General features: G+C 66.4%; 24 protein-coding genes, 1 tRNA gene, 1 other RNA gene and 1 pseudogene. 12 read left to right on the top strand and 15 right to left on the bottom strand.

Annotated features, from left to right (window positions below; all coding sequences use genetic code 11):
- The first annotated feature begins 11 nt into the window (after positions 1-11).
- The 4 genes from QRM96_RS17510 to QRM96_RS17495 are packed head-to-tail and all read left to right on the top strand — an operon-like array spanning position 12 to position 1,599.
- Positions 12-425 carry an MmcQ/YjbR family DNA-binding protein gene (locus QRM96_RS17510; protein ID WP_109045866.1) on the top strand — a complete coding sequence of 138 codons (414 nt, stop codon included), beginning with the start codon at positions 12-14 and terminating at the stop codon, positions 423-425.
- Positions 418-972: a DUF1990 domain-containing protein gene (locus tag QRM96_RS17505; RefSeq protein ID WP_285320438.1), complete on the top strand. Its 555-nt coding sequence runs from the start codon at positions 418-420 to the stop codon at positions 970-972. The genes QRM96_RS17510 and QRM96_RS17505 overlap by 8 nt, the downstream gene beginning before the upstream one ends.
- Positions 969-1,286 carry a putative quinol monooxygenase gene (locus tag QRM96_RS17500; RefSeq protein ID WP_018763145.1) on the top strand — a complete coding sequence of 106 codons (318 nt, stop codon included), beginning with the start codon at positions 969-971 and terminating at the stop codon, positions 1,284-1,286. Before QRM96_RS17505 ends, QRM96_RS17500 begins: the two co-directional genes overlap by 4 nt.
- Before the next feature lie 19 nt (positions 1,287-1,305).
- Complete coding sequence (locus QRM96_RS17495; RefSeq protein ID WP_018763146.1) at positions 1,306-1,599, top strand: DUF503 domain-containing protein; 294 nt, start codon at positions 1,306-1,308, stop codon at positions 1,597-1,599.
- 74 nt (positions 1,600-1,673) lie between these two features.
- Here QRM96_RS17495 and purL read toward each other — a convergent pair whose 3' ends face one another.
- The 3 genes from purL to purS are packed head-to-tail and all read right to left on the bottom strand — an operon-like array spanning position 1,674 to position 5,018.
- Complete coding sequence (gene purL / locus QRM96_RS17490; RefSeq protein WP_285320437.1) at positions 1,674-3,983, bottom strand: phosphoribosylformylglycinamidine synthase subunit PurL; 2,310 nt, start codon at positions 3,981-3,983, stop codon at positions 1,674-1,676.
- The gene (gene purQ, locus QRM96_RS17485) at positions 3,980-4,765 is read right to left on the bottom strand and encodes a phosphoribosylformylglycinamidine synthase subunit PurQ (protein WP_018763148.1); all 786 of its coding nucleotides are present in this window, start codon (positions 4,763-4,765) and stop codon (positions 3,980-3,982) included. The genes purL and purQ overlap by 4 nt, the downstream gene beginning before the upstream one ends.
- A 1-nt stretch (position 4,766) precedes the next feature.
- The gene (gene purS, locus QRM96_RS17480; protein WP_015935902.1) at positions 4,767-5,018 is read right to left on the bottom strand and encodes a phosphoribosylformylglycinamidine synthase subunit PurS; all 252 of its coding nucleotides are present in this window, start codon (positions 5,016-5,018) and stop codon (positions 4,767-4,769) included.
- Positions 5,019-5,263: 245 nt separating this feature from the next.
- Here purS and QRM96_RS17475 point away from each other — a divergent pair, with 245 nt between their 5' ends.
- A complete protein-coding gene (locus tag QRM96_RS17475) occupies positions 5,264-5,449 on the top strand; it encodes a hypothetical protein (RefSeq protein WP_018763149.1) in 186 nt (61 codons plus the stop codon).
- Positions 5,450-5,725: 276 nt separating this feature from the next.
- Complete coding sequence (locus QRM96_RS17470) at positions 5,726-8,833, top strand: S8 family serine peptidase (RefSeq protein WP_502934906.1); 3,108 nt, start codon at positions 5,726-5,728, stop codon at positions 8,831-8,833.
- A 75-nt stretch (positions 8,834-8,908) separates the two neighbouring features.
- Here QRM96_RS17470 and QRM96_RS17465 read toward each other — a convergent pair whose 3' ends face one another.
- The 4 genes from QRM96_RS17465 to QRM96_RS17450 form a co-directional block, all read right to left on the bottom strand.
- Positions 8,909-9,241, bottom strand: coding sequence for a hypothetical protein (locus QRM96_RS17465; protein WP_018763151.1), 333 nt, complete (start codon positions 9,239-9,241; stop codon positions 8,909-8,911).
- Complete coding sequence (locus tag QRM96_RS17460) at positions 9,238-10,170, bottom strand: 3-methyladenine DNA glycosylase (RefSeq protein ID WP_285320435.1); 933 nt, start codon at positions 10,168-10,170, stop codon at positions 9,238-9,240. The genes QRM96_RS17465 and QRM96_RS17460 overlap by 4 nt, the downstream gene beginning before the upstream one ends.
- Positions 10,148-10,678, bottom strand: a complete 531-nt coding sequence (locus tag QRM96_RS17455; RefSeq protein ID WP_026264981.1) for an SSI family serine proteinase inhibitor — start codon at positions 10,676-10,678, stop codon at positions 10,148-10,150. Before QRM96_RS17455 ends, QRM96_RS17460 begins: the two co-directional genes overlap by 23 nt.
- 90 nt (positions 10,679-10,768) lie before the next feature.
- Positions 10,769-11,233, bottom strand: a complete 465-nt coding sequence (locus QRM96_RS17450; protein WP_109045872.1) for a MarR family winged helix-turn-helix transcriptional regulator — start codon at positions 11,231-11,233, stop codon at positions 10,769-10,771.
- A 78-nt stretch (positions 11,234-11,311) separates the two neighbouring features.
- Between QRM96_RS17450 and QRM96_RS17445 the strand changes: the two genes are divergently transcribed.
- The gene (locus tag QRM96_RS17445; RefSeq protein ID WP_018763155.1) at positions 11,312-11,554 is read left to right on the top strand and encodes a hypothetical protein; all 243 of its coding nucleotides are present in this window, start codon (positions 11,312-11,314) and stop codon (positions 11,552-11,554) included.
- Between the two features lie 118 nt (positions 11,555-11,672).
- Positions 11,673-11,882: a hypothetical protein gene (locus QRM96_RS17440; protein WP_109045873.1), complete on the top strand. Its 210-nt coding sequence runs from the start codon at positions 11,673-11,675 to the stop codon at positions 11,880-11,882.
- 66 nt (positions 11,883-11,948) lie between these two features.
- Here QRM96_RS17440 and QRM96_RS17435 read toward each other — a convergent pair whose 3' ends face one another.
- From QRM96_RS17435 to ffs, 4 genes are all read right to left on the bottom strand, one after another.
- The gene (locus tag QRM96_RS17435; RefSeq protein WP_018763157.1) at positions 11,949-13,307 is read right to left on the bottom strand and encodes an aspartate kinase; all 1,359 of its coding nucleotides are present in this window, start codon (positions 13,305-13,307) and stop codon (positions 11,949-11,951) included.
- A 236-nt stretch (positions 13,308-13,543) separates the two neighbouring features.
- Entirely contained in the window at positions 13,544-14,143 is a 600-nt protein-coding gene (gene recR / locus QRM96_RS17430; RefSeq protein ID WP_018763158.1) for a recombination mediator RecR, read from the bottom strand.
- 76 nt (positions 14,144-14,219) lie between these two features.
- Positions 14,220-17,489, bottom strand: a complete 3,270-nt coding sequence (locus tag QRM96_RS17425) for a DNA polymerase III subunit gamma and tau (protein ID WP_502934902.1) — start codon at positions 17,487-17,489, stop codon at positions 14,220-14,222.
- Positions 17,490-17,510: 21 nt separating this feature from the next.
- Positions 17,511-17,607, bottom strand: an RNA gene (gene ffs, locus QRM96_RS17420) — signal recognition particle sRNA small type.
- Between the two features lie 385 nt (positions 17,608-17,992).
- On the opposite strand from ffs, the gene QRM96_RS17415 reads away from it, so the two are divergent.
- Positions 17,993-18,077: transfer RNA gene (locus tag QRM96_RS17415), tRNA-Ser, on the top strand.
- Between the two features lie 88 nt (positions 18,078-18,165).
- Here QRM96_RS17415 and QRM96_RS17410 read toward each other — a convergent pair.
- Positions 18,166-19,101 carry an oxygenase MpaB family protein gene (locus QRM96_RS17410; RefSeq protein WP_285320433.1) on the bottom strand — a complete coding sequence of 312 codons (936 nt, stop codon included), beginning with the start codon at positions 19,099-19,101 and terminating at the stop codon, positions 18,166-18,168.
- Positions 19,102-19,287: 186 nt separating this feature from the next.
- On the opposite strand from QRM96_RS17410, the pseudogene QRM96_RS21045 reads away from it, so the two are divergent.
- A pseudogene (locus QRM96_RS21045) lies at positions 19,288-20,052 on the top strand (M23 family metallopeptidase); the annotation flags it as partial.
- A gap of 74 nt (positions 20,053-20,126) precedes the next feature.
- On the opposite strand, the gene QRM96_RS17400 reads toward QRM96_RS21045, so the two are convergent.
- Positions 20,127-20,735 (bottom strand): hypothetical protein, encoded by a 609-nt coding sequence (locus tag QRM96_RS17400; RefSeq protein WP_285320489.1) that lies wholly within the window; start codon positions 20,733-20,735, stop codon positions 20,127-20,129.
- 108 nt (positions 20,736-20,843) lie between these two features.
- Between QRM96_RS17400 and QRM96_RS17395 the strand changes: the two genes are divergently transcribed.
- Complete coding sequence (locus QRM96_RS17395) at positions 20,844-21,356, top strand: glutathione peroxidase (RefSeq protein ID WP_109045877.1); 513 nt, start codon at positions 20,844-20,846, stop codon at positions 21,354-21,356.
- Between the two features lie 161 nt (positions 21,357-21,517).
- Positions 21,518-22,447 carry a phosphodiesterase gene (locus tag QRM96_RS17390; protein WP_285320432.1) on the top strand — a complete coding sequence of 310 codons (930 nt, stop codon included), beginning with the start codon at positions 21,518-21,520 and terminating at the stop codon, positions 22,445-22,447.
- Between the two features lie 55 nt (positions 22,448-22,502).
- On the opposite strand, the gene QRM96_RS17385 is transcribed toward QRM96_RS17390, so the two are convergent.
- Both QRM96_RS17385 and QRM96_RS17380 read right to left on the bottom strand, forming a co-directional pair.
- Positions 22,503-24,140, bottom strand: coding sequence for a stealth family protein (locus tag QRM96_RS17385; RefSeq protein WP_018763164.1), 1,638 nt, complete (start codon positions 24,138-24,140; stop codon positions 22,503-22,505).
- A 49-nt stretch (positions 24,141-24,189) separates the two neighbouring features.
- Entirely contained in the window at positions 24,190-25,119 is a 930-nt protein-coding gene (locus QRM96_RS17380) for a Cof-type HAD-IIB family hydrolase (protein WP_285320431.1), read from the bottom strand.
- Positions 25,120-25,171 lie beyond the last annotated feature (52 nt).

The raw sequence follows: 25,171 nt of genomic DNA, 5'->3' as shown, positions 1-25,171 counted from the left end.
AGGCTTCCTTCATGGACCCAACTGAGCTGAGGACGATCTGCCTTTCGTTCCCGGGAGTATATGAGGATTTTCCGTTCGGACCGGAAACCTCAGTCTTCAAGGTCCGTGCCCATATCGCCGGGGGCGCCCGGCACGAGGCCAAGTTGTTCGCCGTGTCCACCATGGACGAGCGCGACTTTTCGGTGAGCCTGAAGTGTGAACCGGCGCTGGCGGTACAGTTGCGCGCAGTGCACCCGGAGATTACCGGTGCGTGGCATATGAACAAGACCCATTGGAACGGGGTGCGCCTTGATGGCAACCTGCCGGCAGCGATGATCCGGGACATGGTGGAGGATTCCTATGACCTGGTGGTGGCCGGCCTGAGCCGGAAGCAGCAGGAGCAACTGGGGTGGGCGCGCCTCGAAAGGGCCGGAAGCGATGATTGAAGAGGGACACCCCGGGGGTGGCCTGAACTACCCCGGCGCAGGAAGCACTGAAGCCGGCACGGCTCCGGCCGGCTATGGCCGCGTCCTCAAGGAGGCTTACCTTGGCTCCGGGACCACAGTGTACCGGCACGTCGCGGACGGCATCCTGGGCTGGGAGCTGCAGCGGCGGGCCGGGCTGCGGGTCCGTGCGGGGTCACCGAGGGCGGCGCCCGGCGTTCGCGTGGTGAGCGGATTCGGCGTCGGGCCCTTCCGCCTGAATGCGCCGTGCCAGGTGGTGTGGGTCCACGAACCTTCGGACCTGGACGGGCCGCAATCGGCCGGCTTTGGCTACGGTACGCTTCCCGGCCATCCCGCCCGTGGCGAAGAGTCCTTCGAAGTGGAGCTTGATGGGGAGGGGAAGGTGTGGCTTCGGATCCGCGCCTTCAGCAAGCCCGCCAACTGGTTCTACGCCGCCGGCGGACCAGTCACCCGCGCCGCACAGCGGCACGTTACTTCCCGGTACATTGAAGGGGCACGCTCTCTCGCCGCGGAAGGAACATCCCAGTGATCTTTATCGTCGTCAAGTTCAAGGTCAAGCCCGAATGGTCTGAACGCTGGCCGGACCTCGTTGCGGACTTCACCCAGGCCACCCGGCAGGAACCGGGCAACCTGTGGTTCGACTGGTCCCGCAGCTTGGAGGACCCCAACGAATACGTCCTGGTGGAAGCCTTCAAGGACGACGCTGCCGGCGACCACGTCAACAGTGACCACTTCAAGAAGGCCATGGCGGACATGCCGCAAGCCCTTGTGGAAACACCGAAAATCGTCAGCCGCCAGTTCGACGGCGAAGGCTGGGACCTGATGGGTGAACTCACCATCTGACCCTCGATAGCATGAACCCATGTGGATCGGTTGGATCGAGTTCGACATACTGCTGGGGCCGGTCCACAGCCTCAAGGAGAAGCGCTCGGTTGTCAGGCCGCTGCTGGCGGAACTGAGGCGCCGGTTCGATGTCTCGGTGGCTGAGGTGGGGGACCACAGCCAGTACCGGCGCACACAGCTGGGCGTCGGCTTGGTTTCTGCTGACCGGGCGCACCTCGTGGAGGTGCTTGCCGCCGTCGAGCGCTTCGTGGCAGCCCTGCCGGAGATTGAGCTGCTCAGCGCCCGCCAGCGGGAGCTCCACAGCGAGGACTGAACCGGTCCTTAAATGCGGACGGACACCCAAAGCCCTCTCTATGGGCTTGAGTGTCCGTCCGCGTTCTGTGGGGCCTAGCCGAAGTACTTCGGCAGTGTCCCTTCGTGGGCTTCGCGGAGGGCGTCGAGGGACAGCCCCTCTACGCCGTTGATCTCCAGCTTGCCGCTGGCCGCATCCACCACGCCGATGCGGGTGTGGGCAAAGCCGCGGGCGGTGCACATGTCCGTGAAGCGGACCTCCTCGGAACGGGGAACGCCTACCACGGCACGGCCCTGCGACTCGGAGAAGAGCGCCGTGAACAGGTCCACGCCGTCGCGGTCCATGACGTCCTGCAGCGCGATCCTGGCGCCAACGCCGTAACGCAGCGAGGACTCCACCAGGGCAGCCGCGAGGCCTCCTTCGGAGAGGTCGTGCGCGGAGTCGACCATGCCGTCGCGGGACGCGTTGATCAGGATTTCACCCAGTGCGCGTTCGGCCTCGAGGTCCACCTTCGGCGGCTGGCCGCCCAGGTGGCCGCGCATGTTCGCCCACTCGGAACCATCCAGCTCGGCGCCCGTGGTGCCCAGCAGGTAGATGGCCTGGCCGTCCTCGCGCCAGCCCGACGGCGTGCGGCGGGCGACGTCGTCGAGCTTGCCCAGGACCGCCACCACGGGGGAGGGGTGGATGGGCGTGGTGCCCGTCTGGTTGTAGAGCGAGACGTTGCCGCCGGTGACCGGGATTCCCAGCACCATGCAGGCGTCGGACAGGCCGCGGATGGCCTCGGCGAGCTGCCACATGACGTCCGGGTCCTCGGGGGAGCCGAAGTTCAGGCAGTCGCTGACGGCCATGGGGATGGCGCCGGCAGTGGCCACGTTGCGGTAGGCCTCCGCCAGGGCCAGCTGCGCGCCGTGGTACGGATCGAGGTAGGTGTAGCGGCCGTTGGCGTCGGTGGCCAGGGCAACGCCCAGGCCGGTTTCCTCGTCCACCCGGACCACGCCGGCGTCATCGGGGAATGCCATGGCGGTGTTGCCGCCTACGTAGCGGTCGTACTGGTTGGTGATCCAGGACTTGGAGCACATGTTCGGGGACGCCACCAGTTCGGTGACGGCCGCGGCCAGCTCAGCGGGGGCAGCGGGCCGGCCGGCGTCCTGCACGGAACCGGTGAAGGTGTCCGCCTGGACGGCGTCCTGCCACTCGGGACGGGCGAACGGGCGGTCGTAGACCGGGCCGTCATGCGCCACGGTGCGGGGATCGACGTCGACAATCACCTCGCCTTCCCAGGTGATGATCAGGCGGCCGGTATCGGTCACCTCGCCCAGCCAGGAATACTCAACAGCCCACTTGTCCATCACGGCCTCGAACGCTTCCACGTTTTCGGGGGTGACCACGGCCATCATGCGTTCCTGCGATTCGGACATCAGGATCTCGCCAGGGGTCAGCGTGGGGTCGCGGAGCAGGACGGAGGTCAGCTCAACCTGCATGCCGCCGTCACCGTTGGAGGCGAGCTCCGACGTGGCGCAGGAGATGCCTGCGGCGCCGAGGTCCTGGATGCCTTCCACCAGGGAACCCTTGAAGAGCTCCAGGCAGCACTCGATGAGCACCTTCTCCGCGAAGGGGTCGCCCACCTGCACGGCGGGGCGCTTGGAGGGCTTGGTGTCATCAAAGGACTCGGAGGCCAGCACGGAGGCGCCGCCGATGCCGTCGCCGCCGGTGCGGGCACCGAAAAGGACCACCTTGTTGCCTTTGCCGGAGGCGTTGGCCAGCCGGATGTCTTCGTGCCGCATGACGCCGACGGCCAGGGCGTTGACCAGCGGGTTGCCCTGGTAGACGGAGTCGAACACCATTTCGCCGCCGATGTTGGGCAGGCCCAGGGAGTTGCCGTAGCCGCCGATGCCGGCCACTGCGCCGTGCATGACGCGGGCGGTGTCCGGGTGGTCGATGGCGCCGAAGCGCAGCGGGTCCATTACGGCAACCGGGCGGGCGCCCATGGAAATGATGTCGCGGACAATGCCGCCGATGCCGGTCGCGGCGCCTTGGTAGGGCTCAACGAACGACGGCGAGTTGTGCGATTCGATCTTGAAGGTCACGGCCCAGCCGTCCCCCAGGTTGGTCACGCCGGCGTTTTCGCCGATGCCCACCAGCATGTCCTTCTTCATTTCCTCGGTGACCTTCTGGCCGAACTGGCGCAGGTGGTTCTTGGAGGACTTGTAGGAGCAGTGCTCGCTCCACATGACGGAGTACATGGCCAGTTCGGCGCCGGTGGGGCGGCGGCCCAGGACCTTGACGATCTCGTCGAATTCGTTCCGCTTCAGGCCAAGTTCAGCCCAGGGCAGCTCGGTATCCGGGGTCTTGGCTGCGTTCTCGACGGTGTCGATGTTGAACTTCTTGGTGGTTTCGGTGGTCACTTGTCGCCTCCCACAATCTTGTTCAGTACGGAGGTGAAGAAGCCGAGGCCGTCGGTGTCGGAACCGCCGGCACCCGTCTCACGGGAGAACGCCGCCTCGGGGCCGAAGCCCGGCTCAACGGCGTGCTCCGGGTGCGGCATGAGGCCCACCACGTTGCCTGCGGCGTTGGAGATGCCGGCGATGTCGCGGCGGGAGCCGTTCGGGTTGAAGCCGACGTAGCGGAACACCACGCGGCCCTCGGCCTCAAGGGCGTCCAGGGTCTTCTCGTCCGCGATGTACTGGCCGTCCTGGTTCTTCAGCGGGATGGTGATCTCCTGGCCCGCCTGGTAGTCCAGCGTCCACGCGGTGTTGGCGTTCTCGACGCGCAGCACCTGGTCGCGGCAGAGGAACTTCAGGTGGTCGTTCTTGATCATGGAACCGGGCAGCAGGTGCGACTCGGTGAGAATTTGGAAGCCGTTGCAGATGCCCAGCACGGGGAGCTTGGCATCGCTGTTCGCGGCGTCGATGATCTTTGACATCAGCGGGGCGAAACGGGCGATCGCGCCGGCGCGCAGGTAATCGCCGTAGGAGAATCCGCCGGGGATGACCACGGCGTCCACGTCGCCAAGTTCCGTGTCGCCGTGCCAGAGTTCGACGGCGGTGGCACCGGCCAGGCGGACGGCGCGGGCGGCGTCGCGGTCGTCAAGGGTCCCGGGGAAAGTCACGACGCCGATCCGGGCGCCGGCGAGGCGCGGCTCTGCGGCGACGGCCACGGCCTCGCCGATCAGGGGAAGTTCAGTCATTTCAGGCCTCGACGACCTCGACGTTGACGACGTCCTCGATCACGGGGTTGGACAGGAGGGTCTCGGCGGCATCGCGGGCCTGGGCCAGGATTTCTTCCGTCACCTCGCCGTCGACCGTCAGTTCGAAGCGCTTGCCCTGGCGGACAGAGCTGAAGCTGGTGAAGCCCAGCCGGGGGAGAGCGCCAACGATCGCCTTCCCCTGCGGGTCCAGAATCTCGGGCTTGGGCATGACGTCAACAACGATCCGGGGCATCCGGCAACTCCTGTGCGTGAGCTTGGTTAAGGGCGCAGCGGAGTGGTGCCGTCTCACGCCGTACCGGGGTGTCGGGGACATGGTGGACGGGCGCTCCGCGAGCTTGCCCTATCATTCTACCGGCCCGGGCCCATGCCGCCGCATTCCGCATGTTCATGGAGTAGACCCCGATCCGGGAGGACCGGGGTGGAGGCCCGAAGGATGTGCTTCTGGAGTTGCCGGAGGGCGTTCACTAGGATTGGTTGATGGCGCAAAATTCCAAGTCCGTGCTGTTGCCGATGGTTGCCGCTGCCGTTTTTGCCGGCCTGGGCAGGATGGTGCTGCAGAAGGTGAAGGCGGACCGCATGGCCCGCGAAACCCGGGTCGCCGGCCCGTTGGACGAGAAGACCCGGCAGTGGATCAGCGACGTGGTGCGGACCCCACGCCACTAGCCGCGCGGAATTCTTTCCCCAGCAACTCCGGGGCGCCCTTCGGGGCGCCCTTTTTGTATGCCCGAATGTTCCGGCGGGACGGATATGACAAGCGAAAATTTCCAAAATGTGCTCTATGTCATATCTCGCTCTCAGTCTGTACCCTGTGAACAGTCTGGTCTCAGCTAATTACAAGATCTGTAATTACTTCTGCAGTTCCAGTCGTCTGGGGCGCCCACCAAGTCTGGGCGGTACATCGTGAAAGGGTTGCGCGTGAAATCAACTGGAAAGAGCCCCTTGCGGGCTGGGGGACTTCGGAAGGCAGCCGCCCTGGCTGTCGGGTTGCCCCTCCTCATAAGCTCGCTGGCAGTAACGCCGGCCACGGCGGCGCCGGGGAGCCAAAGCCTCGAGAATGCCGCCGCCACCACGAAAGACAGCCAGTTCAAGGACGGCCGGTACATCGTGGTCTTGGCCGGCCCGGCTGCAGCAGCCTACGAGGGCGGAGCCGCCGGGCTTGGCGCAACCAAGCCGCAGCAAGGCCGCAAACTGGATGCCGGCAGCCCAAACTACAAAGCCTACGACGCGCACCTGCGCCAGCAGCAGCGTGACGTTGCGGGAGCCCAGGGAGTATCCCCGGCCAAGCAGTACACCGCTGCCCTCAACGGATTCACCGCGGAGCTGACCGCCCACCAGGCGGCCGAACTGTCCAAGGACAAGCGCGTGCTCGTGGTGGCGCCGGACGTCGAGAACAAGCCCGACTACACCACCACCGACTTCCTCAAACTCACCGGTCCGGACGGGACCTGGGCCAAGCAGTTCGGGGGTGAAGCCAACGCCGGCAAGGGCGTGGTGGTGGGCGTCATCGATTCCGGCTACGCCCCGGACAACCCCTTCCTCCAGGGCGAACCGCTGCAGCCCCTGCAGGGTACGCCGCAGGTGGGCGTCCCCTGCCGCACCGGCGACGGCAAGATTGCGATGCTCAAGGCGGACGGAACCACCTTTGAAGGCGAATGCCAAAAAGGCCAGGGAACCGGGGCCGGCTTCGACGGCTCGCTCTGCAACTCCAAGGTGATCGGCGCCCGCTACTTCGCCGACTCCTTCCTCCAGTACGTGACCCCGGGCAACCGGGCCCCCGAGGAGCAGATTTCCCCGGTGGACGTGGGCAGCCACGGCACCCATACGGCAACAACGGCAGCGGGCAATGCCAACGTCGAGCAGGTCATTGATGGGGCCAGCTTCGGAAAGAGCTCCGGCGTGGCTCCGGCAGCCAAGGTATCGGTCTACAAGGTCTGCTGGGAGGACACCAACCCGGACACCGGCGGTTGCTACTCGTCATCGTCGGTTGAGGCCGTCGACGCAGCCATCAAGGACGGCGTGGACGTCCTGAACTACTCAATTTCGGGCAACAACAACAGCACCACCGATCCCGTGGCACTCGCCTTCCTGAACGCAGCAGCCGCAGGCGTCTTCGTGTCGGCCTCTGCCGGAAACTCCGGCCCGACGGCCTCCACCGTGAACCATGCCTCACCGTGGCTGACCACCGTGGCCGCCTCCACCTTTCCCAGCGACCTGGTGGGAACGGTCAAGGTTTCCGATGGTTCGCTGTACCGCGGCGCTTCCATCATGAAATCAGAGGTTGCGGACAAGCCAGTCGTGGTGGCCGCTGCTGCCGCTGCTCCCGGGGCGGCCAACGCCGACCTGTGCGGGCCCGGAACCCTGGACCCCGCCAAGGTGGCCGGCAAAGTGGTGGTCTGTGACCGTGGAGTAGTGGACCGGACTGCCAAGAGCCAGGAAGTCCAGGACAAGGGCGGTGTCGGCATGATCCTGGTGAATCTCACCAGCAGCTCCGAGGACGCCGACAACCACGTCATTCCCACCGTCCACGTCAACGCGCCCAAGAGCCTGGAATTGAAGTCCAAGCTGCAGGCAAACACGGCACTGACGGTGAGCCTGGTCAAGGGTGACCTGACCGGACTTCCCCCGGCGCCGGCGCCCCAGATCGCGGGCTTCTCGTCCCGCGGGCCCACCCTCGCTTCAGGCGGCGACCTGCTCAAGCCTGATATTTCCGCCCCTGGCGTGAACGTCCTTGCCGGCGTCTCCACGATCGGCAACCATGGCGACCAGTTCGGCTTCATGTCCGGTACGTCCATGGCCGCACCGCACATTGCCGGCTTCGGCGCCCTCGTGCTTGGCAAGCAACCGAAGTGGTCACCCGCCATGGTGAAGTCGGCCATGATGACCACCGCCTACCCGCTGGTCAACGCGGACGGGTCGCCCAACACGGATCCGTTCCAGGGCGGCGCCGGCCACATCGACTCCACCCGGGTGCTCGATCCCGGCCTCGTTTACGACTCCGGCATCCAGGATTGGCTTGGTTTCCTGAACGGACAAGGCGTTGATACCGGGGCCCCGCAGGCGGGCTCCATCGCCGCCCGCGACCTCAACCTCCCGTCGGTCGCCTTGGGCAGCCTGGTGGGTGAGGTCCAGGTCAAGCGCAAGCTGACGGCCCTGGTGCCGGGCATGTACCGGCCCGAGGTGAACATGCCGGGCTTCAACGTCAATGTCGAACCCAAGGCGCTGAACTTCGCCAAGGCCGGACAAACGCGTGAAGTAACACTGACCATCCGGAACGTCAGCGCACCGGTCGGCAAATTCAGCACCGGAAGCCTCACGTGGAAGGGCCCGCGGACCGTCACATCGCCGATTGCCATCCGCCCGGTCGACGCCCAGATCGCTCCGTCGTTCTCGTTCAGCTCGGCCACGGGCACGGGCAGCGGCTCCATGGAGCTGGTGTCGGGCTCGGACAGCCCGATCGCCGTCGGCGTGGAAGGCCTGGCGCCACTGAACCAGACCGCGATCACCAAGACCCCGGGCGCGTACGCACCCACGAATGATGCCCACAACGCCCTGGTCCAGGTGCAGGTTCCCGCCGGCTCCACCTTCGCGCGGCTGGGCATCCAGGCGCAGTCGAACGACGTCGACTGGGACATGGTGGTGTACGCACCCAACGGTTCGGGCGGCTTGACGGCAACCCAGGTGGCAACGGCCTCGGCGAGCGAATTCCTTGACCTGGAATCGCCCCGGCCGGGCACCTATTACGTGGTGGCCAACCTGTACGCCACCCCGGACAATGGGCCTGCCACTGCCTCGGTCCAGGCGGTGAGCTTTGCGGGCGACGCCGGCAACCTCACCGTCAACCCCAACCCGATCGTGGCACCCAACGGGACGGCCACCTCGGCCACCCTGAACTGGGCCGGCCTGGGTGATGGGCAATACCTTTCGCGGCTGAGCCTGGGCAGCAACGGCATCAAGACCTGGGTAAACGTGCAGGTGGGTTCCGGCTCTGCCCAGGCCCCGGCCGGCGCGCCCCAGATGGCCATTGCGCAGGCAGTACCCGGAGCATGACCATCACCTGAGCATGGGGGGAGGGTCCCGGACGATTTTCGTCCGGGACCCTTTTTCGTGCCCGGCGTCCGGCGGTCAGGTGGCGTTACCGCCCAGCAGGGGAGCCATGGCCTTCCACCGGGCGATCTCGCAGCCGTCCGTCCGGGTGAAGACCGAATGGACCGGGCGCCCATGGAACGTGCCGGAAACGACGGCAACCTGGGGTCCCCCGTACTGTTGGGTGCACAGCCTCGGTGGCCCGGGCCGGGGAAAGAAGATGTCCTCCCCGAATTCCTCCACGGCCGCCAGGGCGGCCTCGGGTGCCGGCAGGGTGGTTTCGGCCGCCAAAGTTCCGTCCTCCGCCACCAGCCGGAAAACGTACTCGGGGGCATCCGGGGCATCGCGGACGCTGATGGACAGGTCGATCACCTCGGCGCTCCCGCTGCGAGGGCGTCCAGGTCCAGGGCAAGCCTCTCCCGCAAGGCGGCAGCCTCGGCGGCAAAATTGCGCTGGTGCTCAACGTAGGAAGCCTTACCCTGCGGAGTTTCGATGGGAATGGCGGGATAGCCCCACTCGGCGAGGTCGTACGGGGAAGCCTGCATGTCCATGGCCCGGATGCGCCAGGAGAGTTCGAAGCAGTCCATGACCAGTTCGCTCGAAAGGGCCGGCAGCAGCTTGTACGCCCACTTGTAGAGGTCCATGTTGGCGTGCAGGCAGCCCGGCTGCTCCAGGTGGCGCTGCGATTCACGGCTGGGTGAAAACTCGTTGAGCGGAATGGCATCCGGGGTGTAGAACCGGAACGCGTCAAAGTGGGTGCACCGGATCTTGTTGTCCTCCACCACCTTGTCCGTACCTGCTGATCCCAGCCGCAGGTGCAGGTATTCGTGGCGGAGATCGAACTTGTCCTGCCGGTAGACCATGGCCCATTCATGCAGGCCGAAGCAGCCGAACTGTGCAGGCCGTGCCGCCGTGCCGCGAAGGATCACCCCCGCGAACGCCACTGCCTCCTTGCGGTCGGCAAGGAAGGCGGCCCGGTCAAAGGTGACTGCCATGCTCCCCGCAGCCAGCCCCAGCGAGGCAAGCTCGCCGTCGTCGAGCGCCCGGTAGTGCTTCCAGCCTTGCCGGGCGGCTGCCTGCCTGCCGGTGAGGACCGTCCCGGCCCCCGGGTGCCAGCGCTTCAGCTGGCCCGGCTTCTGGGTGTAATAGGTGAAAAGGAAATCTTCCACCGGATGCTTCTGCCCGGCCGACCGGCGGGCAAGATAAGGATCGGCGTAGCGGCTGACGCGCTGCAGGTGGGCTTCCTCCCGTGCCTGGGCGCTGTCCTCCGCCAGCAGGCTAAGAGGCTCCACCGGCGGCACCGAGCACATCCTTGGCAGCGTCCCACGCACTGATTTCACATCCGTTGGTCCGGGCGAAGGAGGATTCGACGGCGACGCCATCCACGGCCCCGGTCACAGTCGCTTTCTGCGGGCCGCCATACTGCTGGGTGCAGGTCCGGTTGCTTCCCGGCGCGGCCTGGGCCACGATGGCGGGGTTCGCTTTGAGGGCTGCGCAGGCAGCAGCAGGATCCGGGTGGCGGCTTTCCGCGGCGGGGGTTCCGGAGGAGCAGACCAAAATGTAGTCGAGCGCGGGTGCGCCCTCGGACGGCATCACGGTAATGGCGAGCTTGGCGTTGCCCTGCCCCGGCCCATTGCCGGGACGTGACGTTGCGGGCGCGGGGGCCGCGGCCGAAGTTTCAGTATCGGGAGAGGGCCCTGCGGGTGAACTGCCGGACGCGGAGGGCCCGTCGTTGGACGAACCGCCGCAACCGGAGAGCAGCCCGGCACCCATGGCCAGGACCGCTGCGGCCAATCGTAGGTTACGCATCAGGCCACCTCCCCTTCGTCATGCCATTCTAGTCGTCGGTTTTGCCGGAAAACCCCGGGCCGGCGGCCGGGCCGCTTGATGGATGGCCGGTCAGCGCGTGCCCTCCGACGTGGCGGCGATGAGTCCCATCATGGAGGCGTGCAGTTCGGTCACCTGTTCCCGGGTGAGGCCCAGCCGTTCCATCATGGTTCCCGGAACCTGAAGTGCTTGTTCCCGGAGCGCTCTTCCTTCTCGCGTCAGGGCCACCGCCAGGGCGCGTTCGTTGCCCTCAGCGCGTGCCCGGGTAATCAACCCTGCCGCCTCGAGCCTGCGCAGGAGTGGAGAGATGGTTGCCGGTTCCTGGGCCAAAGCCGCACTGATGTTCCTTAAAGTACGCGGGCTGGTCTCCCACAGGCACAGCATCACCAGGTACTGCGGGTGTGTGAGGTTGAGTTTTTCCAACACCGGCTTGTAGGCGCCCACGACGCTTCGGGCAGCCACCGTCAGCGCAAAGCACAGCTGGTGTTCCAGCAAGAGGTCTTCATCCGCGGCATCGACGGGAGATGTGGGGGTCATGGCTTCCTTACATTGTTAGTGCACGAATTATTAGTGTACATTGACGGTAAGCAAGCAGTGAGTGGAAGGAACGCGTTCATGGCCAGGGACAGGTCCGGGGACAAAGGCAACGCCTCCCAGCGCTTTATGCGCGCCACGGGAAAACTCAGGGCTGTCTTCGGCCCGGCCAACCGCTCTGCGCTGGCCCACGATATGACCGAGGAAAACCGCCGGCTGCTGGTCCAGCGCCAGGCGGAAACCCAGCAGTGGGAGACCATTACCAGGCCGGATGGCAGCACCTATGTTGTGCCCAGGAACCCTGAGGACCGTTCCTTGCGGTAGCCCTTTCGCGCCGCCGTCACAGGCGCCTTTTTCCGGCCCCGGGACTAGAATAAGGGCACTGTTTCCGCTAGGAGGCAGCGGCACTTTCGCCCGAGGTTCGGGAAGGGGGTGGAAAACAGTGGCACATGTCCTCAGCGGTTTCATGGGCCTGACCGAGAGGCTCCGCTTCTTCTTCGGCCCTGCCACCCGGCTGGATCCCGACACGCCCGTGGTGCACAAACACGACGAATTTGAGCAGGCCTCCGAAGAGGATCTTTCGCACTTCGTGGTGGAAACCGATTCAACAGGCCACCACTACGCCGTGCGCCGGGAAGACCTGGACCGATAGACCGGATACCGGAAAAGCCGGGCAGCCGTCACCAAAGTAACGGCTGCCCGGCTTTTCCGTGCATGCTCAGCGGCCGGTGCCGCCGTAAACCGTCGCTTCGCTTTCGCTGTCCAGGCCGAACGCCTGGTGGATCACGCGCACGGCCTCGTCCAGCAGGTCAGCGTGGGTTACCACCGAGATGCGGATTTCAGAGGTGGAGATCATGTTGATGTTGATGCCGGCATCGGACAGGGCCTTAAAGAACGTGGCCGAAACGCCGGGGTGTGACCGCATGCCGGCGCCGATCAGGGAGAGCTTGCCGATCTGCTCGTTGTATTCAATGGCCTCGAAGCCGATCTGGTCCTGCGCTGCGTGGAGGGCGGCCAGGGCATCGGCGCCCTCGACGATCGGCAGGGTGAAGGAGATGTCCGTCTTGCCCGTGCCGTGGGTGGAAACGTTCTGGACGATCATGTCGATGTTCGAGTGGGCGTCGGCGATGACCTGGAAGATCGCAGCGGCCTTGCCCGGAATGTCGGGAACGCCGACCACGGTGACCTTCGCTTCGGAACGGTCGTGCGCAACGCCGGAGATGATTGGCTGCTCCAAGGCAACTCCCTCTTGAGTGGTGATCTTGTCGTCGGCGCCGGGAATGACCCAGGTGCCTTCATGCTGGCTGAATGAGGAACGGACGTGCAGCGGCACACCGAACCGGCGGGCATATTCCACGCAGCGAAGGTGCAGGATTTTCGCGCCCGAGGCGGCGAGTTCCAGCATCTCCTCGCTGGATATGGTGTCGATCTTCTGGGCTGAGGGGACAACGCGCGGATCGGCCGTGTAGATGCCGTCGACGTCGGTGTAGATTTCGCACACATCCGCTTCGAGCGCCGCGGCAAGTGCCACAGCCGTTGTGTCCGAGCCGCCACGGCCCAAGGTGGTGATTTCGTTGGTGGCCCGGCTCATGCCCTGGAAACCGGCAACGATGGCGATGTTGCCCTTGTCCAGCGCAGTCCGGATGCGGTGCGGGTCGACGTCGATAATCCGGGCTTTGCCGTGAATGCCATCGGTAATCATGCCGGCCTGGGACCCGGTGAAGGACTGTGCGGACGCGCCGAGCTTGTTGATGGCCATGGCCAGCAGCGCCATGGAAATGCGCTCGCCGGCGGACAGGAGCATGTCCATTTCGCGGGCGGGAGCGGAATCTGTCACCTGCGCGGCGAGGTCCAGGAGTTCGTCCGTCGTGTCGCCCATTGCCGAGACGACAACCACCACCTCGTTGCCGGCATCCTGGGCATCGACCACGCGCTTGGCCACGCGCTTGATACCCTCGGCGTCCGCCACGGAGGAGCCGCCGAATTTCTGCACGATGAGCTGTTTGGTCACCGCGCCGGCGGCGGGCGCCACCTGCGGCTGGGTTGCGTTGTGCAGTTCGGTAGTGGGCGTACTCATGCGCGTACCTTCATCGGATCAGTTGGAGTTTTGGAGGCCATGAAGCCTGGCGGCGCGACTTCCTCCGACAGTTTATCGCCGTGCCCGGAGGGACGTTGAATTATGACCACATACCGGCCCACGACGGGACTGGCGTGCAGGCGGCAGCCCGGCCGGACAACGCCTGGACAGGCTGGCTGTCGTCCGACTGCAGGAAAATCCGGCCGGGCCCGGTATTGCGGCCGGCGGGCAGCCCCTCAGGCCAGGGCGTTTCGACGGCCTTCGAAGGCGCGGCCCAAAGTGACTTCGTCCGCGTATTCGAGATCGCCTCCCACCGGCAGGCCGGACGCCAGCCGGGTGACCGTGATACCGATCGTCTTAAGCATGCGGGCAAGGTAGGTCGCCGTCGCCTCGCCCTCCAGGTTGGGGTCTGTGGCGATGATGACTTCCTGGATGGCGCCGTCGTTCAGCCGCGTGAGCAGTTCGCGGATGCGAAGTTGCTCCGGCCCGACGCCGGCAATGGGATTGATCGCACCGCCAAGTACGTGGTACCTGCCACGGAAGGACCGGGTACGTTCCACGGCAAGGACGTCCTTGGACTCCTCCACCACGCAGATCACGGCCGGGTCCCTGCGCGGATCCCTGCAAATATTGCAGAGTTCCTGTTCGGTGACGTTGCCGCAGACAGTGCAGAACTTGACCTTGTCCTTGACCGTGGTGATGGCCTCGACCAGCCGTTTCATGTCCTGGGGATCGGCTTCGAGGATGTGGAACGCCAGCCGTTGCGCCGACTTGGGTCCCACCCCTGGAAGGCGTCCGAGCTCGTCAATCAGCTCCTGGACAGCACCTTCGTACACAATTCCCTCTTTAGTTCGATGTGGATGGGGGGCAGGTCACCAGGTGCGGACCAACGGTTTGTGGCGTTGTGGCCGGTCAGTACCGGGGCGCTAGGGGACTGCCGTCGTTGGACCGTTCCTCGATCAGCTTTCCGCCCAGAATACGCTCCACCGCCGCGCGTCCGAAGACGCCGGACTCCTCGATGGTTTCGTCGTCGGCGCTCGGGATGTCCTGGACGTACGCGCTGGGGGCCGTTGCGGCCCTGGCGGGCGCTTTGGCACGGCCGGCCTCGGCTTCCGGGCTGTTGGACAGCCGCTGGTAGAGGCTTTGCCGCGTTTCAGGCCGTCCTGCGGAGGGCGCTGCCGCCGGAGCCTGTGGCCGCGACGGGGCAGACGTGGCGGGCCCGGCTGATGCCATGGCAAGTTCAGGTTCCGGAGCAGGCATGGCCTGGGCCGGCTTGTACGTTTCCCGGACGGAGTCCGCACGGTTGTTGTCGTTCACCGCTCCCACACCCCGGTCGGCCTCGGCCGTGGCCCTGGTTGCGGAGGCCGGGATAGCGGGCGGCACCTGTGCGGTGGCCGGTTCGTAATGCGGGGTCGGGGCAGCGGCCGGGGGCGCCGGTTCGTCCACGGAAGCACTGACAGGCGGCGCGCCCACGTTGCTCTTGTCCCCAACCACCCAGACACCGGGGGCCTGTTCGACGGCCCGGGCCCATGGGTCGTGGGCGGCTACCGCAGGCGCGGCCTCTCCGTTACTGGTATTGGCGGAAGGGGCGGTAGCGGGTCCCGCCTTAGGCGCGGCTTCTGTGCGGTTGCTGCCGCCGGGCCGGTCAGTGCCGGCGGTGGAGGCAGGCGTTGCGGTGGTGCCGGAAGCAGGGGCCGAAGGTTCCCAGTCCATGGGGGGCTCTTCATCCAGCGGCGGAGCGTCCTCGTCCCGGGGCGGGCCCCAGTCGTCGTCCGAATAGGAGTAGTCTCCGGCGGCGGAGGGGTAGGGGGACTGCGACACTGCGGGGCCGGACGCCTTGCCCGGGCCTCCGGTGCCTTCAGATGCCGGCTGGGCAGGCTCCCGGCGCTGGTTGTCCCCAGCGGACGGAGCGGCTGCGGCGGATGCCGGCGACGACGCAGCCTGCGCTGGCTCGGAGGCAGGTGCAGTCACAGGGGTTACGGCCGGTGCCGGCGATGCGGCAGGTGCAGGTACTGGTGCAGCAGCCGATGTGGCTGCGGCAGCATTGTCCGCCGTGGCAGCCGATGATGTGGCGGGGGCCGGAGCAAGTCCCCAGGCAACGTCAGCTGACGTGGCCGGAACCACCGGGCTGGCCGGAACTTTTGGGTTTGGCTCAGAGCTCGCCTGGCTGGCGCCGCCGGCAACCGCGTTGATCTGCAGGTCCATGCCAACCGTCTTGTGGATGGCCTGGCGCAAATTGTCGGAGTGGTCCGCCCGGCCGAAGGCTCCGGCGAGTCCGGGCGTGGTGAAGGAGAGGGTCAGGACGCTTCCGTCGAAGGCGCTGACCTGTGCATTCGGTTCCACCAGGGCCCAGGTGCTGCGCTTAATCTTCGAAAGGGTCTGCAGGACATCAGGCCAGGCCCTGCGGAGGACTTCAACGTCACCCATTGCCGGGGGAGCTGCCGGGGTGGACCGTGCAGGTTGCTCCTGTGGCGCCGGAGGCGTTGCCTCGGGGGCTGCTGCCGCAGCGGGCGCCTGGGGTTGGCGGCCGCGGGCCGGCTCCTCCACAGGCCAGTCGCTGGTGCTTACGCGTGGGGGAGTGAGGGGGTTGCGGGCATCCTGAGCGGGCGCGCCATGGCTGGTCCCGGAAGCGGGACCTGCAGGGGATGCCGGTCCCGCGGAAGGAGCAGGCGCCGCAGGGGTGGCCGATGCGGCCTGGGCGGGAGCGGCCTGTTCGGTTTCCTGTGGGCGGACGGCGGGCGCCGGCGAAGCATTCGATGGCTGGTCCGCCGCATCCCGGCCGGGGTGGGGAACGGGCCGGGCAGCTTCTTCGGCAGGGTGTTGGCTGGGTGACGCCGGGCCGGCGGGCACCTGCGGCTGGGCTGGGGTGGCTGGTGCCGGAACGGGTGCCGCTGGTGCCGGGACGGAGGCAGCCGGTGCGGGCGCTGAAGGCGCCGGCGCGGCTGTTGGCGGGGCCGTTGCGGCAGCGCCGACGTCGTTCCCGGCGTAGTTGAGCCGCCGCTCCACCCGGTCGATCCGTGCGGCCATGCCGCGTTCGTTCTGCTCGGAGCTGGGCAGGAGGATCCGGGCGCACAGGAGTTCAAGGTGCAGCCGCGGCGACGTGGCTCCTGTCATCTCGGTCAGGGCCGTGTTGGTAACGTCCGCAGCCCGCGACAGCTCTGCGGCGCCAAGGTTGTGCGCCTGGTTCTGAAGCCGTGCGATCTGGTCCGCCGGCATGCCCCGCAGGATGGCGTGCGCGCTTTCCGGCATGGCCTGGACGATGATGAGGTCGCGGAAGCGTTCCAGCAGGTCTTCCACGAACCGCCGGGGATCGTGGCCCGTTTGGATGACCCGGTCTACGGCCCGGAAGACCGTTGCGGCGTCAGATGCGGCCACGGCCTCCACGACGTCGTCCAGCAGTGAGGCGTGGGTGTAGCCGAGGAGTGCGACGGCGAGCTCGTAGTCCAGCCCGTTGGGTCCGGCGCCTGCCATGAGCTGGTCCAGGACGGACAGGGAGTCGCGGACGGATCCGCCGCCGGCCCGGATGACCAGGGACAGCACGCCGGGAGCCACCGGAACATTCTCCTGGCGGCACAGCAGCTCAAGGTAGGCCATCAGCGGCTCGGGCGGTACCAGCCGGAACGGGTAGTGGTGGGTTCGGGAGCGGATGGTGCCGATGACCTTGTCCGGCTCCGTGGTGGCAAAGATGAACTTGATGTGTTCCGGCGGCTCTTCGACGATCTTCAGGAGGGCGTTGAACCCGGCCGAGGTGACCATGTGGGCTTCGTCGATGATGAAGATCTTGTAGCGGTCCCGGACCGGGGCGTAGGTGGCGCGCTCACGGAGGTCCCGGGCATCGTCCACGCCGCCATGGCTCGCGGCGTCGATCTCGATGACGTCGAGGGAACCCGAGCCGCCACGGGCCAGTTCCACACAGCTGGGGCAGGTTCCGCACGGGGTGTCAGTGGGGCCTTGGGCACAGTTGAGGCAGCGCGCCAGGATGCGGGCGGAGGTGGTTTTGCCGCAGCCCCTGGGACCGGAGAAAAGGTAGGCGTGGTTGACACGGTTCTTGCGCAAAGCCGTCATCAACGGTTCGGTGACATGCTCCTGCCCGATAACGTCAGCGAACGAGTCGGGACGGTATCTGCGGTACAGGGCGGTGGTAACTGTCACAGAGAAAACCCTACCAATCCGGGCTGACATCCTGCCGCCCTGTGGGGGAATAGTAAAGACCCCCCATGCACCCGCCAGAGCCCATTTACCCTTGCTACCTTCCGGTCCTGGGGGAGTTCAACAGGATGACGCCACATGAGGGGCCGTCAAACACTTTACCTGAACATGGGGCGCGACTCGAATCGGCCGGCTGCCGCGGTGACGGAGGTGGCGCGAGGCAGGAAACGCCGGTCACGTCGCGGATTTCCATTGCTTATCCCCGGGGCAGCCACGATCATTTGTATATACACCGATTGGGGCAATCTCAAGATTGTGAGCTGCGTGGCCTGGTTGAACGAACCGGACCCGGCAGCTCAACGGTGAAGCAACAGGGAATGGGCGCATTGGGGGCGTCCATTGCCGGGTCAGGGACGGAGCCTGGCGGGACCTGAAGGTCTTGCCGGGCGCGTTCGAAAACGGGCCCTGCGCGGGCCAATTGGGCGATGCGGAAAAGTTCAGGTAATCTGGTACCTGCTTTTGATTCAGAAGCAGTTGGAGAATTCGCCTAGCGGCCTATGGCGCACGCCTGGAACGCGTGTTGGGTTAACGCCCTCGGGGGTTCAAATCCCCCATTCTCCGCCGGTTGGAACCCGGCCCCGGCAGCTGCCGGGGCCGGGTTCTTTCGTTTAACCATCCAGGCCTTCCCAACGGGACGGCGGGCAGTTTCTCAGGCCAGGTCAGCGGCGGGTTCGCCCAGGCGCCGCAGCCGTTCCCGGGCTGCTGCTTCGCTGGGACCCTTGCGCCTGCGGATGCCGCCCAGGGCGAGATGTACGACGCCGAGCACCAGCTTTGTGGCCAGCCGCACCGGAAGCGGGAAGGGGCCCAGCCGTGGGACGGAGAGGCCCAGCATCTGGCGGTACCGGGGTTCCAGGCTGTAAACGGCGGCCGCGAACAATATGCGGTAACCCGGCCTCAGCAGTGGATGCAGGGGTGCGTTGCGGATGAACTCCACCGTTTCCCTGACCCTGCCGTCAGCCCGCAGTTCGCCCTGCTCGTACCAGGCGTCCAGCTGGCTCCGCATCTGTGCCCGGGTGACTGGCGGGTCCTCCACGCCCATGAGCCGCCCGGCCTGGGCCCACTCGCGGACATAGGCATCTTCTCCGCCGGGGATCGGTCCGCCCCAGATCCGGTGGGCGGCCAGGAATCCGTCCGTGAAGGCGATGTGGATCCAGGCCGCCAGCCCGGGATCGTTGGCGCTGTAGGCGCGTTCGGTGCCGGCATTGTCCTGGTAGCTGCCTTGCACCGGTTCATGGAGCCGGCGCACGCGCCGTGAGGCCTCCTCCGCGGCGGCAGTGGAACCGTAGGTCACCGTGAAAATCCAGCGGATGGTATTGGCCAGCCGTCGGAGGGGATCCTCGCGGAAATTGGAGTGTTCATGCACGCCCGCCAGGGCACCGGGATGCAGCGACTGCATCAGCAGTGTCCGGATTCCGCCCACGATCGGGGACATGGAGCCGTGGACCGCCCACACCGCCGATCCTGGCAGGTGGTAGCCGGCATCGTCGCCCTCCGCGAGCCGCAGCGACCACTCCGGTGGTGCATCGGCGTTCCCGGAGAAAGTCTTCTTGATTTCGTCCCGCCAGGTACGAACGAAATTGCGCATGAGCCATTCTTGCCCATTTCGGCCCGTGCGTCAGTCGGCGGCTTGGCCGGCTGGCGCGTCCCTGCACCCAACGCCCACAAAAAACCCGCATTGTGCTGCTCCAGGGTTCCCCGGCGGGCGGACCTGTGGTCCCATGGGACGTACCGTCGAGACAACGCGCGGCAACCCCCGTCCTGGAGTCAATCAATGGGCAATTATTGGGTGCCCGGTAACGGCAAACCGGCCCAGCGGACATTTCCCCACCTGGTCCGTGCCGTGGCCGCCGCCGGTATGGTCGCGGCTGCCGCTTGTGCAGTCAATCTTTCCGGCGGCCCCGCAGGACCCGTCCGGTTGGCAGGGGCGCTCGACCGGGCCCGGACTGCCGGTGACGTGGCGTCGGCCGGGGCGGTCGCGGGTACGGACACCCGGGGGGTGGATGGCAATACCGGGCCGCCGGCCTCGGACCAGGTTGGTGCCGGTTCCCTTCCGCCGGCCGTCGCCTCGGATCCCAATGTCACTTTGGCTTTCCCGCATGCAGCGCTGGGCGGTTTCCAGGATCCGTCGGCGGGACTGATGGTCGGCCCGGCCGGTGCGGGCCGGCCGCCGGCAGGCTTCCTCATGGCGCCGCTCCAGTCGCTCGACCCGAGCTCGCCCTTCGGTTTCCGGGTGAGTCCCCTCAGCGGGACATCAGGAGACTTCCACCTTGGCCAGGACTACGCGGCCGCTTGCGGCACCAGCGTCTATGCGGCCGACACCGGGGTGGTCCGGGCGGCCGGATGGCATCCTTGGGGCGGAGGCAACCGGGTGGAGATCGACCACGGTGACGGCCTTATCACCACGTACAACCACCTTGAGTCGATTGGCGTCCATACCGGCGACCGGGTCCAGGTGGGCCAGGTTATCGCCCGGGTGGGAACCACGGGCTGGTCAACGGGCTGCCATCTGCACTTTGAGACCATCCAGAACGGCCGCTACACCAATCCCTTGAATTGGAGCTTCCTCCAGCTGCGCGCCGTGGGCCAATCACTCCCGGCCGGCATGGTTTCCTACGGCCCCGGGCCTGGCTTGTCCGACGGGAGGGTCAGCTGGACCATCCCGCTCCACGTGGACCGGGGATCGTCCCCGTCCGCCGGGCTGGAGGCATCGCCTGGTCCGGCGCCGCTGCTGCCTGGCCCGGCGCCGTCCGGTACCTTCTTTCCAATGTCCAACGGGCAGTTGACGACGCCGGCCCCAACGGCGTCTGCCCAGCCTTCGCCCAGTGCCCCGCCGCCGCCGTCGTCCGATCCGACAGCCGGCAACCCGACGGCGTCGCCGTCCCCGTCTCCCAGTGAGCCGACACCAACGCCGACGCCGACGCCCACGCCCACGGATCCGAGCCCGACGCTGACGCCCACGCCCACGGATCCGAGCCCGACGCCGACACCCGCGCCTCCGGGCCCGAGCCCGACGCCGAGTGAACCGACGCCGACGCCGATGCCGAGTGAGCCGACCCCGACGCCGACGGCCACGGAGCCGACGCCTGCACCCGCACCCGCACCGGTGGAGCCGGCTCCTGCCCCGACGGCGCCTGAGACGACGGTGGCGCCCGCACCTGTCCCGACGGCGCCTGAGACGACGGTGGCGCCGGCACCCGCCCCGACAACGCTCGAGCCCACACCCGGTCCAACAACGCTGGAGCCCACGCCGGTCCCGACGACGTCCTAGACGGGAAAATTCTTCAACGCCGGACCCGTACACGGAGCCGACGGCAACGAATTGCCCTTATGAGCTTCCTTTCGCAAACACAGCGCCCGGCGCCCCTGTACCCGATCCCGTTGCTCCTCAACGATGGCACCAGGACGAACTTCGGCCAGTTCAAGGGAAAAGTGGTGCTGGTGGTCAATGTCGCCTCCAACTGCGGCTTCACGCCCCAGTACGCCGGCCTCGAGGCACTCTACGGGAAATTCCGCGACCGCGGCTTCGAGATCCTCGGTGTCCCGTGCAACCAGTTCGCCGGCCAGGAGCCCGGCACCGACAGCGAAATCGCGGAATTCTGCGAGCGCAACTTCGGCGTGACGTTCCCGCTGACAGCCAAGGCGGACGTCCGGGGCCGGAACCAGCACCTGCTGTATTCCGAGCTGACCAAGTTCCGCACCGGTTTGCTGCCGGGAGCGGTGAAGTGGAATTTCGAAAAATTCCTGGTGGGCCGTGACGGGACAGTGGCGGCCAGGTTCGGCCCCACCGTGGAGCCGGACGCGCCCAAGGTCATCGAAGCGATCGAGGAAGCGCTGGGCTGATCCGCCGGGCAGGCCGAATTAAGTCTGCAGAAGCGCAGTTCTTTTGATTTTTTCCACATCAGCTACGGCGATTCACCCCAAGTTTGCCAAATGTCTGATTGGATAAATATTACTGAAGGGTACAAGGGAAGAACGGCTTCCCACCGACCATAGAGGTAGCAATGGAGCACATCGAGGCCGAACATCCCCGGCCACGCCACTTCCTACTCCACTTGAGCGATCCCCACCTGTTGGGAGGTCCAGAACCCCTCTACGGAACCGTCGACAGCGAAGCACGCCTCATCCAGCTTTTCGAGGAAGTCAAGGCGTCCGGTGCACGGCCGGAGGCTGTGATTTTCACGGGCGACCTCGCAGACAAGGGTGATCCCGAAGCCTATGTGAAACTGCGGGCCATCGTTGACCCTGCATGCGAGGAACTTGGCGCCAAGGTGATCTGGGCAATGGGTAACCATGACGACCGTGCGAACTTCCGCCGGGGCCTGCTGGACCAGCCAGGCACCGATGAGCCGGTGGACCACAGCTACTTCATCAATGGGTTGAGAGTCATTACCTTGGACACCACCGTCCCTGGATTCCACCACGGGGAGCTGAGCGCAGCACAGCTGGAGTGGCTGGCGCAGCAACTCGAAACGCCGGCCCCGGACGGCACCATCCTTGCACTCCACCACCCGCCGGTCCCGTCGGTACTCGATCTTTCGGTGCTGGTGGAGCTGCGCGACCAAGCCTCCCTGGCGGCGGTGGTCCGCAACTCTGACGTCCGCACCATCCTGGCCGGCCACCTGCACTACTCCACCACGGCCAGCTTCGCCGGTGTTCCGGTCTCGGTCGCGTCAGCATCCTGCTATACGCAGGACCTCAACGTTCCGGTGGGAGGCACCCGCGGGCAGGACGGCGGACAGGCATTCAACCTGGTGCACGTATACGAGCACACAATCGTGCACTCGGTGGTGCCGATGGGCCGCGCGGCCACCGTGGGTGAATACGTCTCGCCCGAGGAAACCGCCCGGCGCCTGGCAGCTGCCGGAGTCCGGATTCCGGAAACCGCCAAGCAGCGCCGCAGCACCAAACAGGGCGTGGCCAGCAGCAAGTAGGCGCGCCGGGTTCCGGAGCCGGCCGCCGGTAAGTCCGGGCACCCGTGCCCGGACTTCACTTTTCCCAGGGAGCCTTGATGGGGAAGTACTTTTCCAGGAAGTCGGTCACGGCTTCTGCGCGTTCGTCGGCACTGACTTCGGGGAAACTGCCGTCGTTCAGGCAGAAGAAGTCCATGTTCCGCTTGGCGAGCAGCTTGGGCAGGTAGTTGATCCCGGCCCGCATGGTGGTGTCCACGTAGCGCACCTTCGCGGCCGTCTGCGTGACCGCTCGGCCTGTCAGCAGGGCGTAGTAGTGGTAGAACGAGTTCGTGACGGAGATGTTGTCCGCTGCCCGGAACCTGCTGGCCGCCGTCTTCCGGAATTCTTCCGGGAATTCTTCCTCCATCTGGGCCACGAGGCTGCGCCGCAGCGGAGCTGCAGTGTGTTCCAGGTGCCGGGTGGTGATCCGCCCGAACCGGTTCCAGAGAAGCTTGCGGTTGACCCGGGCGGCGTTCTCAAAGCCGCTGCGCTCGGCAGCGTTCTCGCCCAGGCCGATCCTGGTTTCTGCCTCAATGAACTTGGTGATGCCGCCGGGTGTGAAGAACATGTCCGGGCCTACGGGCCGGCCAAAGAACATGTCGTCATTGGAGTAGAGGAAGTGTTCGGACAACCCTTCGATGTGGTGCAGTTGGCACTCGACCGCCTGGGAATTGTGCGTGGGCAGCACCGAGGGATCTGCAAAGAACTCTTCGCTGCGGACGATCGTGACGGACGGGTGCTCTGCCAGCCAGGCCGGAGCGGGGGAGTCCGTGGCGATGAAGATGCGGCGGATCCATGGGGCGAACATGTACACGGAGCGCAGCGCGTACTTGAGCTCGTTGATCTGCCGGAACCGGGCCTCATGGTCGTCGCCCTCGCCCAGGACCACGCCCTGCTGCTGCGCGCGGCGGGCCGCGATGTATTCCGGAGAGCTTCCGTCCACCCAGGAAAAGACCAGGTCGATGTCGAAGCTGATGTCGCTGGCGTGGTCGGCGAACATGTTCTCGATGGTGGGCCAGGTGTGGCCGTAGCGTTCCACCGTGCCGCGGACGGCGTCCTGCCGCAGCATGGTCCTGCGGGTCAGGGAGTTCTCGATGGGGAGGATCAGTTCTTCGCCTTCGAAGGACCACAGCTCGATCTGGACGCCGGCGGAGGCGCCGAACTCGAATCCGCCCACCGGCTCCACCCGCGGCCGGTACAGGCGGAAGATCCGTGCCTGCCGGTTGGAGGACAGTTCGCCGTCCGCCACCAGGACGGAGGTCTTCTTCTTGGCGTCCACGGTCATGGAGTAGAAGGGCTCGTCCCTGCACGCCTCCACCAGGGCGGCGCGGAGTTTCTTCCGGCTCTTCCAGTCCAGCGCCACCACGGGGCGGTCGTTGTTGCCGCGGACCAGGAGGTAGGCCAGGCCCGCGTTTGCCAGGACGTTCCGCAGGAACAGCAAATCTTCCACCATGGCCTGGTAGGGGGTCCTGGTGTCGTTGATCAGGGCGTAGCGGCCCTTGTGCCGGATGACATCGGGGCGGTGCCTGAGCCGTTGTTCCGCCGCCGCCGACGTGATCTCCGCGTGAAATTGTTCCTCCACGGACGCCTGGCCGCCGTAGTAGACCTCGTCCTGGACCGGTGCTTCTGTAATGGTTGTCTCCGTGGTGGTCGAAGTAAGCTTTCTTACCTGCATGATAGTCCTGCCGTGGTAACAGCAGGTTTCGGGCCGCGGCGGCAGGGGCTCAGGCGCCCAGCGCCTCCCGCCAGGCGCGCAGGAAAGCGCCGCCGGCGTCGTCGTGGATCACCGTGCTGTCCAGTCCCAGGTCCGCTGCCGTGAGGACCGGATACGGTTTGCCGGGCACGCCGTCCGCGGGCCGGACGTCAACGTGCTTGACCGGGTGATCGTTGTGGTGCAGCCAGTCGGCCATCGCGTAGTCGGTCCGGGAATCGCCCACCGTCCGCCAAGCCCGGGGCGTGATGCCCTGGGCAGCCAGCAGTTCCACCGCGCGGCTGGCGCCGAGGTCCTTGCCCAGCCGCACGGACTCGATATCGGTGGAGATGATGGTGGGATCCACCCGGTAATCCACTGCGTCGTCGGAATTGGGCGCATGGTGGTCCAGCCGCACAACGCCCAGGCCGTGCCTGCCCATGAGCTCCATGGCGTCAGCGTCGAACAGCTTTTGCTCGGCCAGGTACTCGGCGCTGGGCACGTCGATGTGCTGCTCCACCGAGACCATGGCGCGTTTGGTTTCGTCAAAGAACATGTGGGCGGCGTAATCCTCCGCCACCAGGCGCCGGATGTCGTCGCCGTACGCTGCCGGCACGGCCAGTTCCCGGTCCACGTGGATGGCGCCCGGCCCGGCGGAGGTATAGCTGAACCAGACGGCGCCCTTCTCGCACACGGCGTGGATGACTGTTCCCGCCGGGATCCCGGCGGCGATCATGGGTTCCATGACCTGTTCGCGGATGAACGCGTCCGAGCGGCCGGTGTTGAAGATGACGGGGATTCCGGCTGCCGCGAGTGCCACCAGGTCAAGGATGATGTCCGGCTTCACGTCGCGGGTCACCGGGCTTGCCACGGGTCCGTCCACATCCAGCAGCAGCGCCAGCGGGGGCGTGGATGGCAGGCGGGTTCCTGGCTCGGGCATGGCGGGGGAGTCGGATGCGGTCATGGCTCCATTCTGTCAGCAGGAACCGGCCCGTTGCCGTGGAACGGGGCGATGT

Source organism: Pseudarthrobacter sp. lyk4-40-TYG-27 (genome assembly GCF_030209295.1).
Taxonomy (GTDB): Bacteria; Actinomycetota; Actinomycetes; order Actinomycetales; family Micrococcaceae; genus Arthrobacter.
The sequence above is the reverse complement of the archived record's forward strand: the minus strand, read 5'-3'. Positions and strand labels throughout refer to the sequence as shown.

Coding starts and splice junctions, on each gene's coding strand:
- QRM96_RS17510 (WP_109045866.1), top strand. CDS start 12: ATGGACCCAACTGAGCTGAGGACGATCTGCCTTTCGTTCCCGGGAGTA.
- QRM96_RS17505 (WP_285320438.1), top strand. CDS start 418: ATGATTGAAGAGGGACACCCCGGGGGTGGCCTGAACTACCCCGGCGCA.
- QRM96_RS17495 (WP_018763146.1), top strand. CDS start 1,306: ATGTGGATCGGTTGGATCGAGTTCGACATACTGCTGGGGCCGGTCCAC.
- purQ (WP_018763148.1), bottom strand. CDS start 4,765: ATGACTGAACTTCCCCTGATCGGCGAGGCCGTGGCCGTCGCCGCAGAG.
- purS (WP_015935902.1), bottom strand. CDS start 5,018: ATGCCCCGGATCGTTGTTGACGTCATGCCCAAGCCCGAGATTCTGGAC.
- QRM96_RS17475 (WP_018763149.1), top strand. CDS start 5,264: ATGGCGCAAAATTCCAAGTCCGTGCTGTTGCCGATGGTTGCCGCTGCC.
- QRM96_RS17455 (WP_026264981.1), bottom strand. CDS start 10,678: ATGCGTAACCTACGATTGGCCGCAGCGGTCCTGGCCATGGGTGCCGGG.
- QRM96_RS17450 (WP_109045872.1), bottom strand. CDS start 11,233: ATGACCCCCACATCTCCCGTCGATGCCGCGGATGAAGACCTCTTGCTG.
- QRM96_RS17445 (WP_018763155.1), top strand. CDS start 11,312: ATGGCCAGGGACAGGTCCGGGGACAAAGGCAACGCCTCCCAGCGCTTT.
- QRM96_RS17435 (WP_018763157.1), bottom strand. CDS start 13,307: ATGAGTACGCCCACTACCGAACTGCACAACGCAACCCAGCCGCAGGTG.
- QRM96_RS17425 (WP_502934902.1), bottom strand. CDS start 17,489: ATGTCAGCCCGGATTGGTAGGGTTTTCTCTGTGACAGTTACCACCGCC.
- QRM96_RS17410 (WP_285320433.1), bottom strand. CDS start 19,101: ATGCGCAATTTCGTTCGTACCTGGCGGGACGAAATCAAGAAGACTTTC.
- QRM96_RS17395 (WP_109045877.1), top strand. CDS start 20,844: ATGAGCTTCCTTTCGCAAACACAGCGCCCGGCGCCCCTGTACCCGATC.
- QRM96_RS17390 (WP_285320432.1), top strand. CDS start 21,518: ATGGAGCACATCGAGGCCGAACATCCCCGGCCACGCCACTTCCTACTC.
- QRM96_RS17385 (WP_018763164.1), bottom strand. CDS start 24,140: ATGCAGGTAAGAAAGCTTACTTCGACCACCACGGAGACAACCATTACA.
- QRM96_RS17380 (WP_285320431.1), bottom strand. CDS start 25,119: ATGACCGCATCCGACTCCCCCGCCATGCCCGAGCCAGGAACCCGCCTG.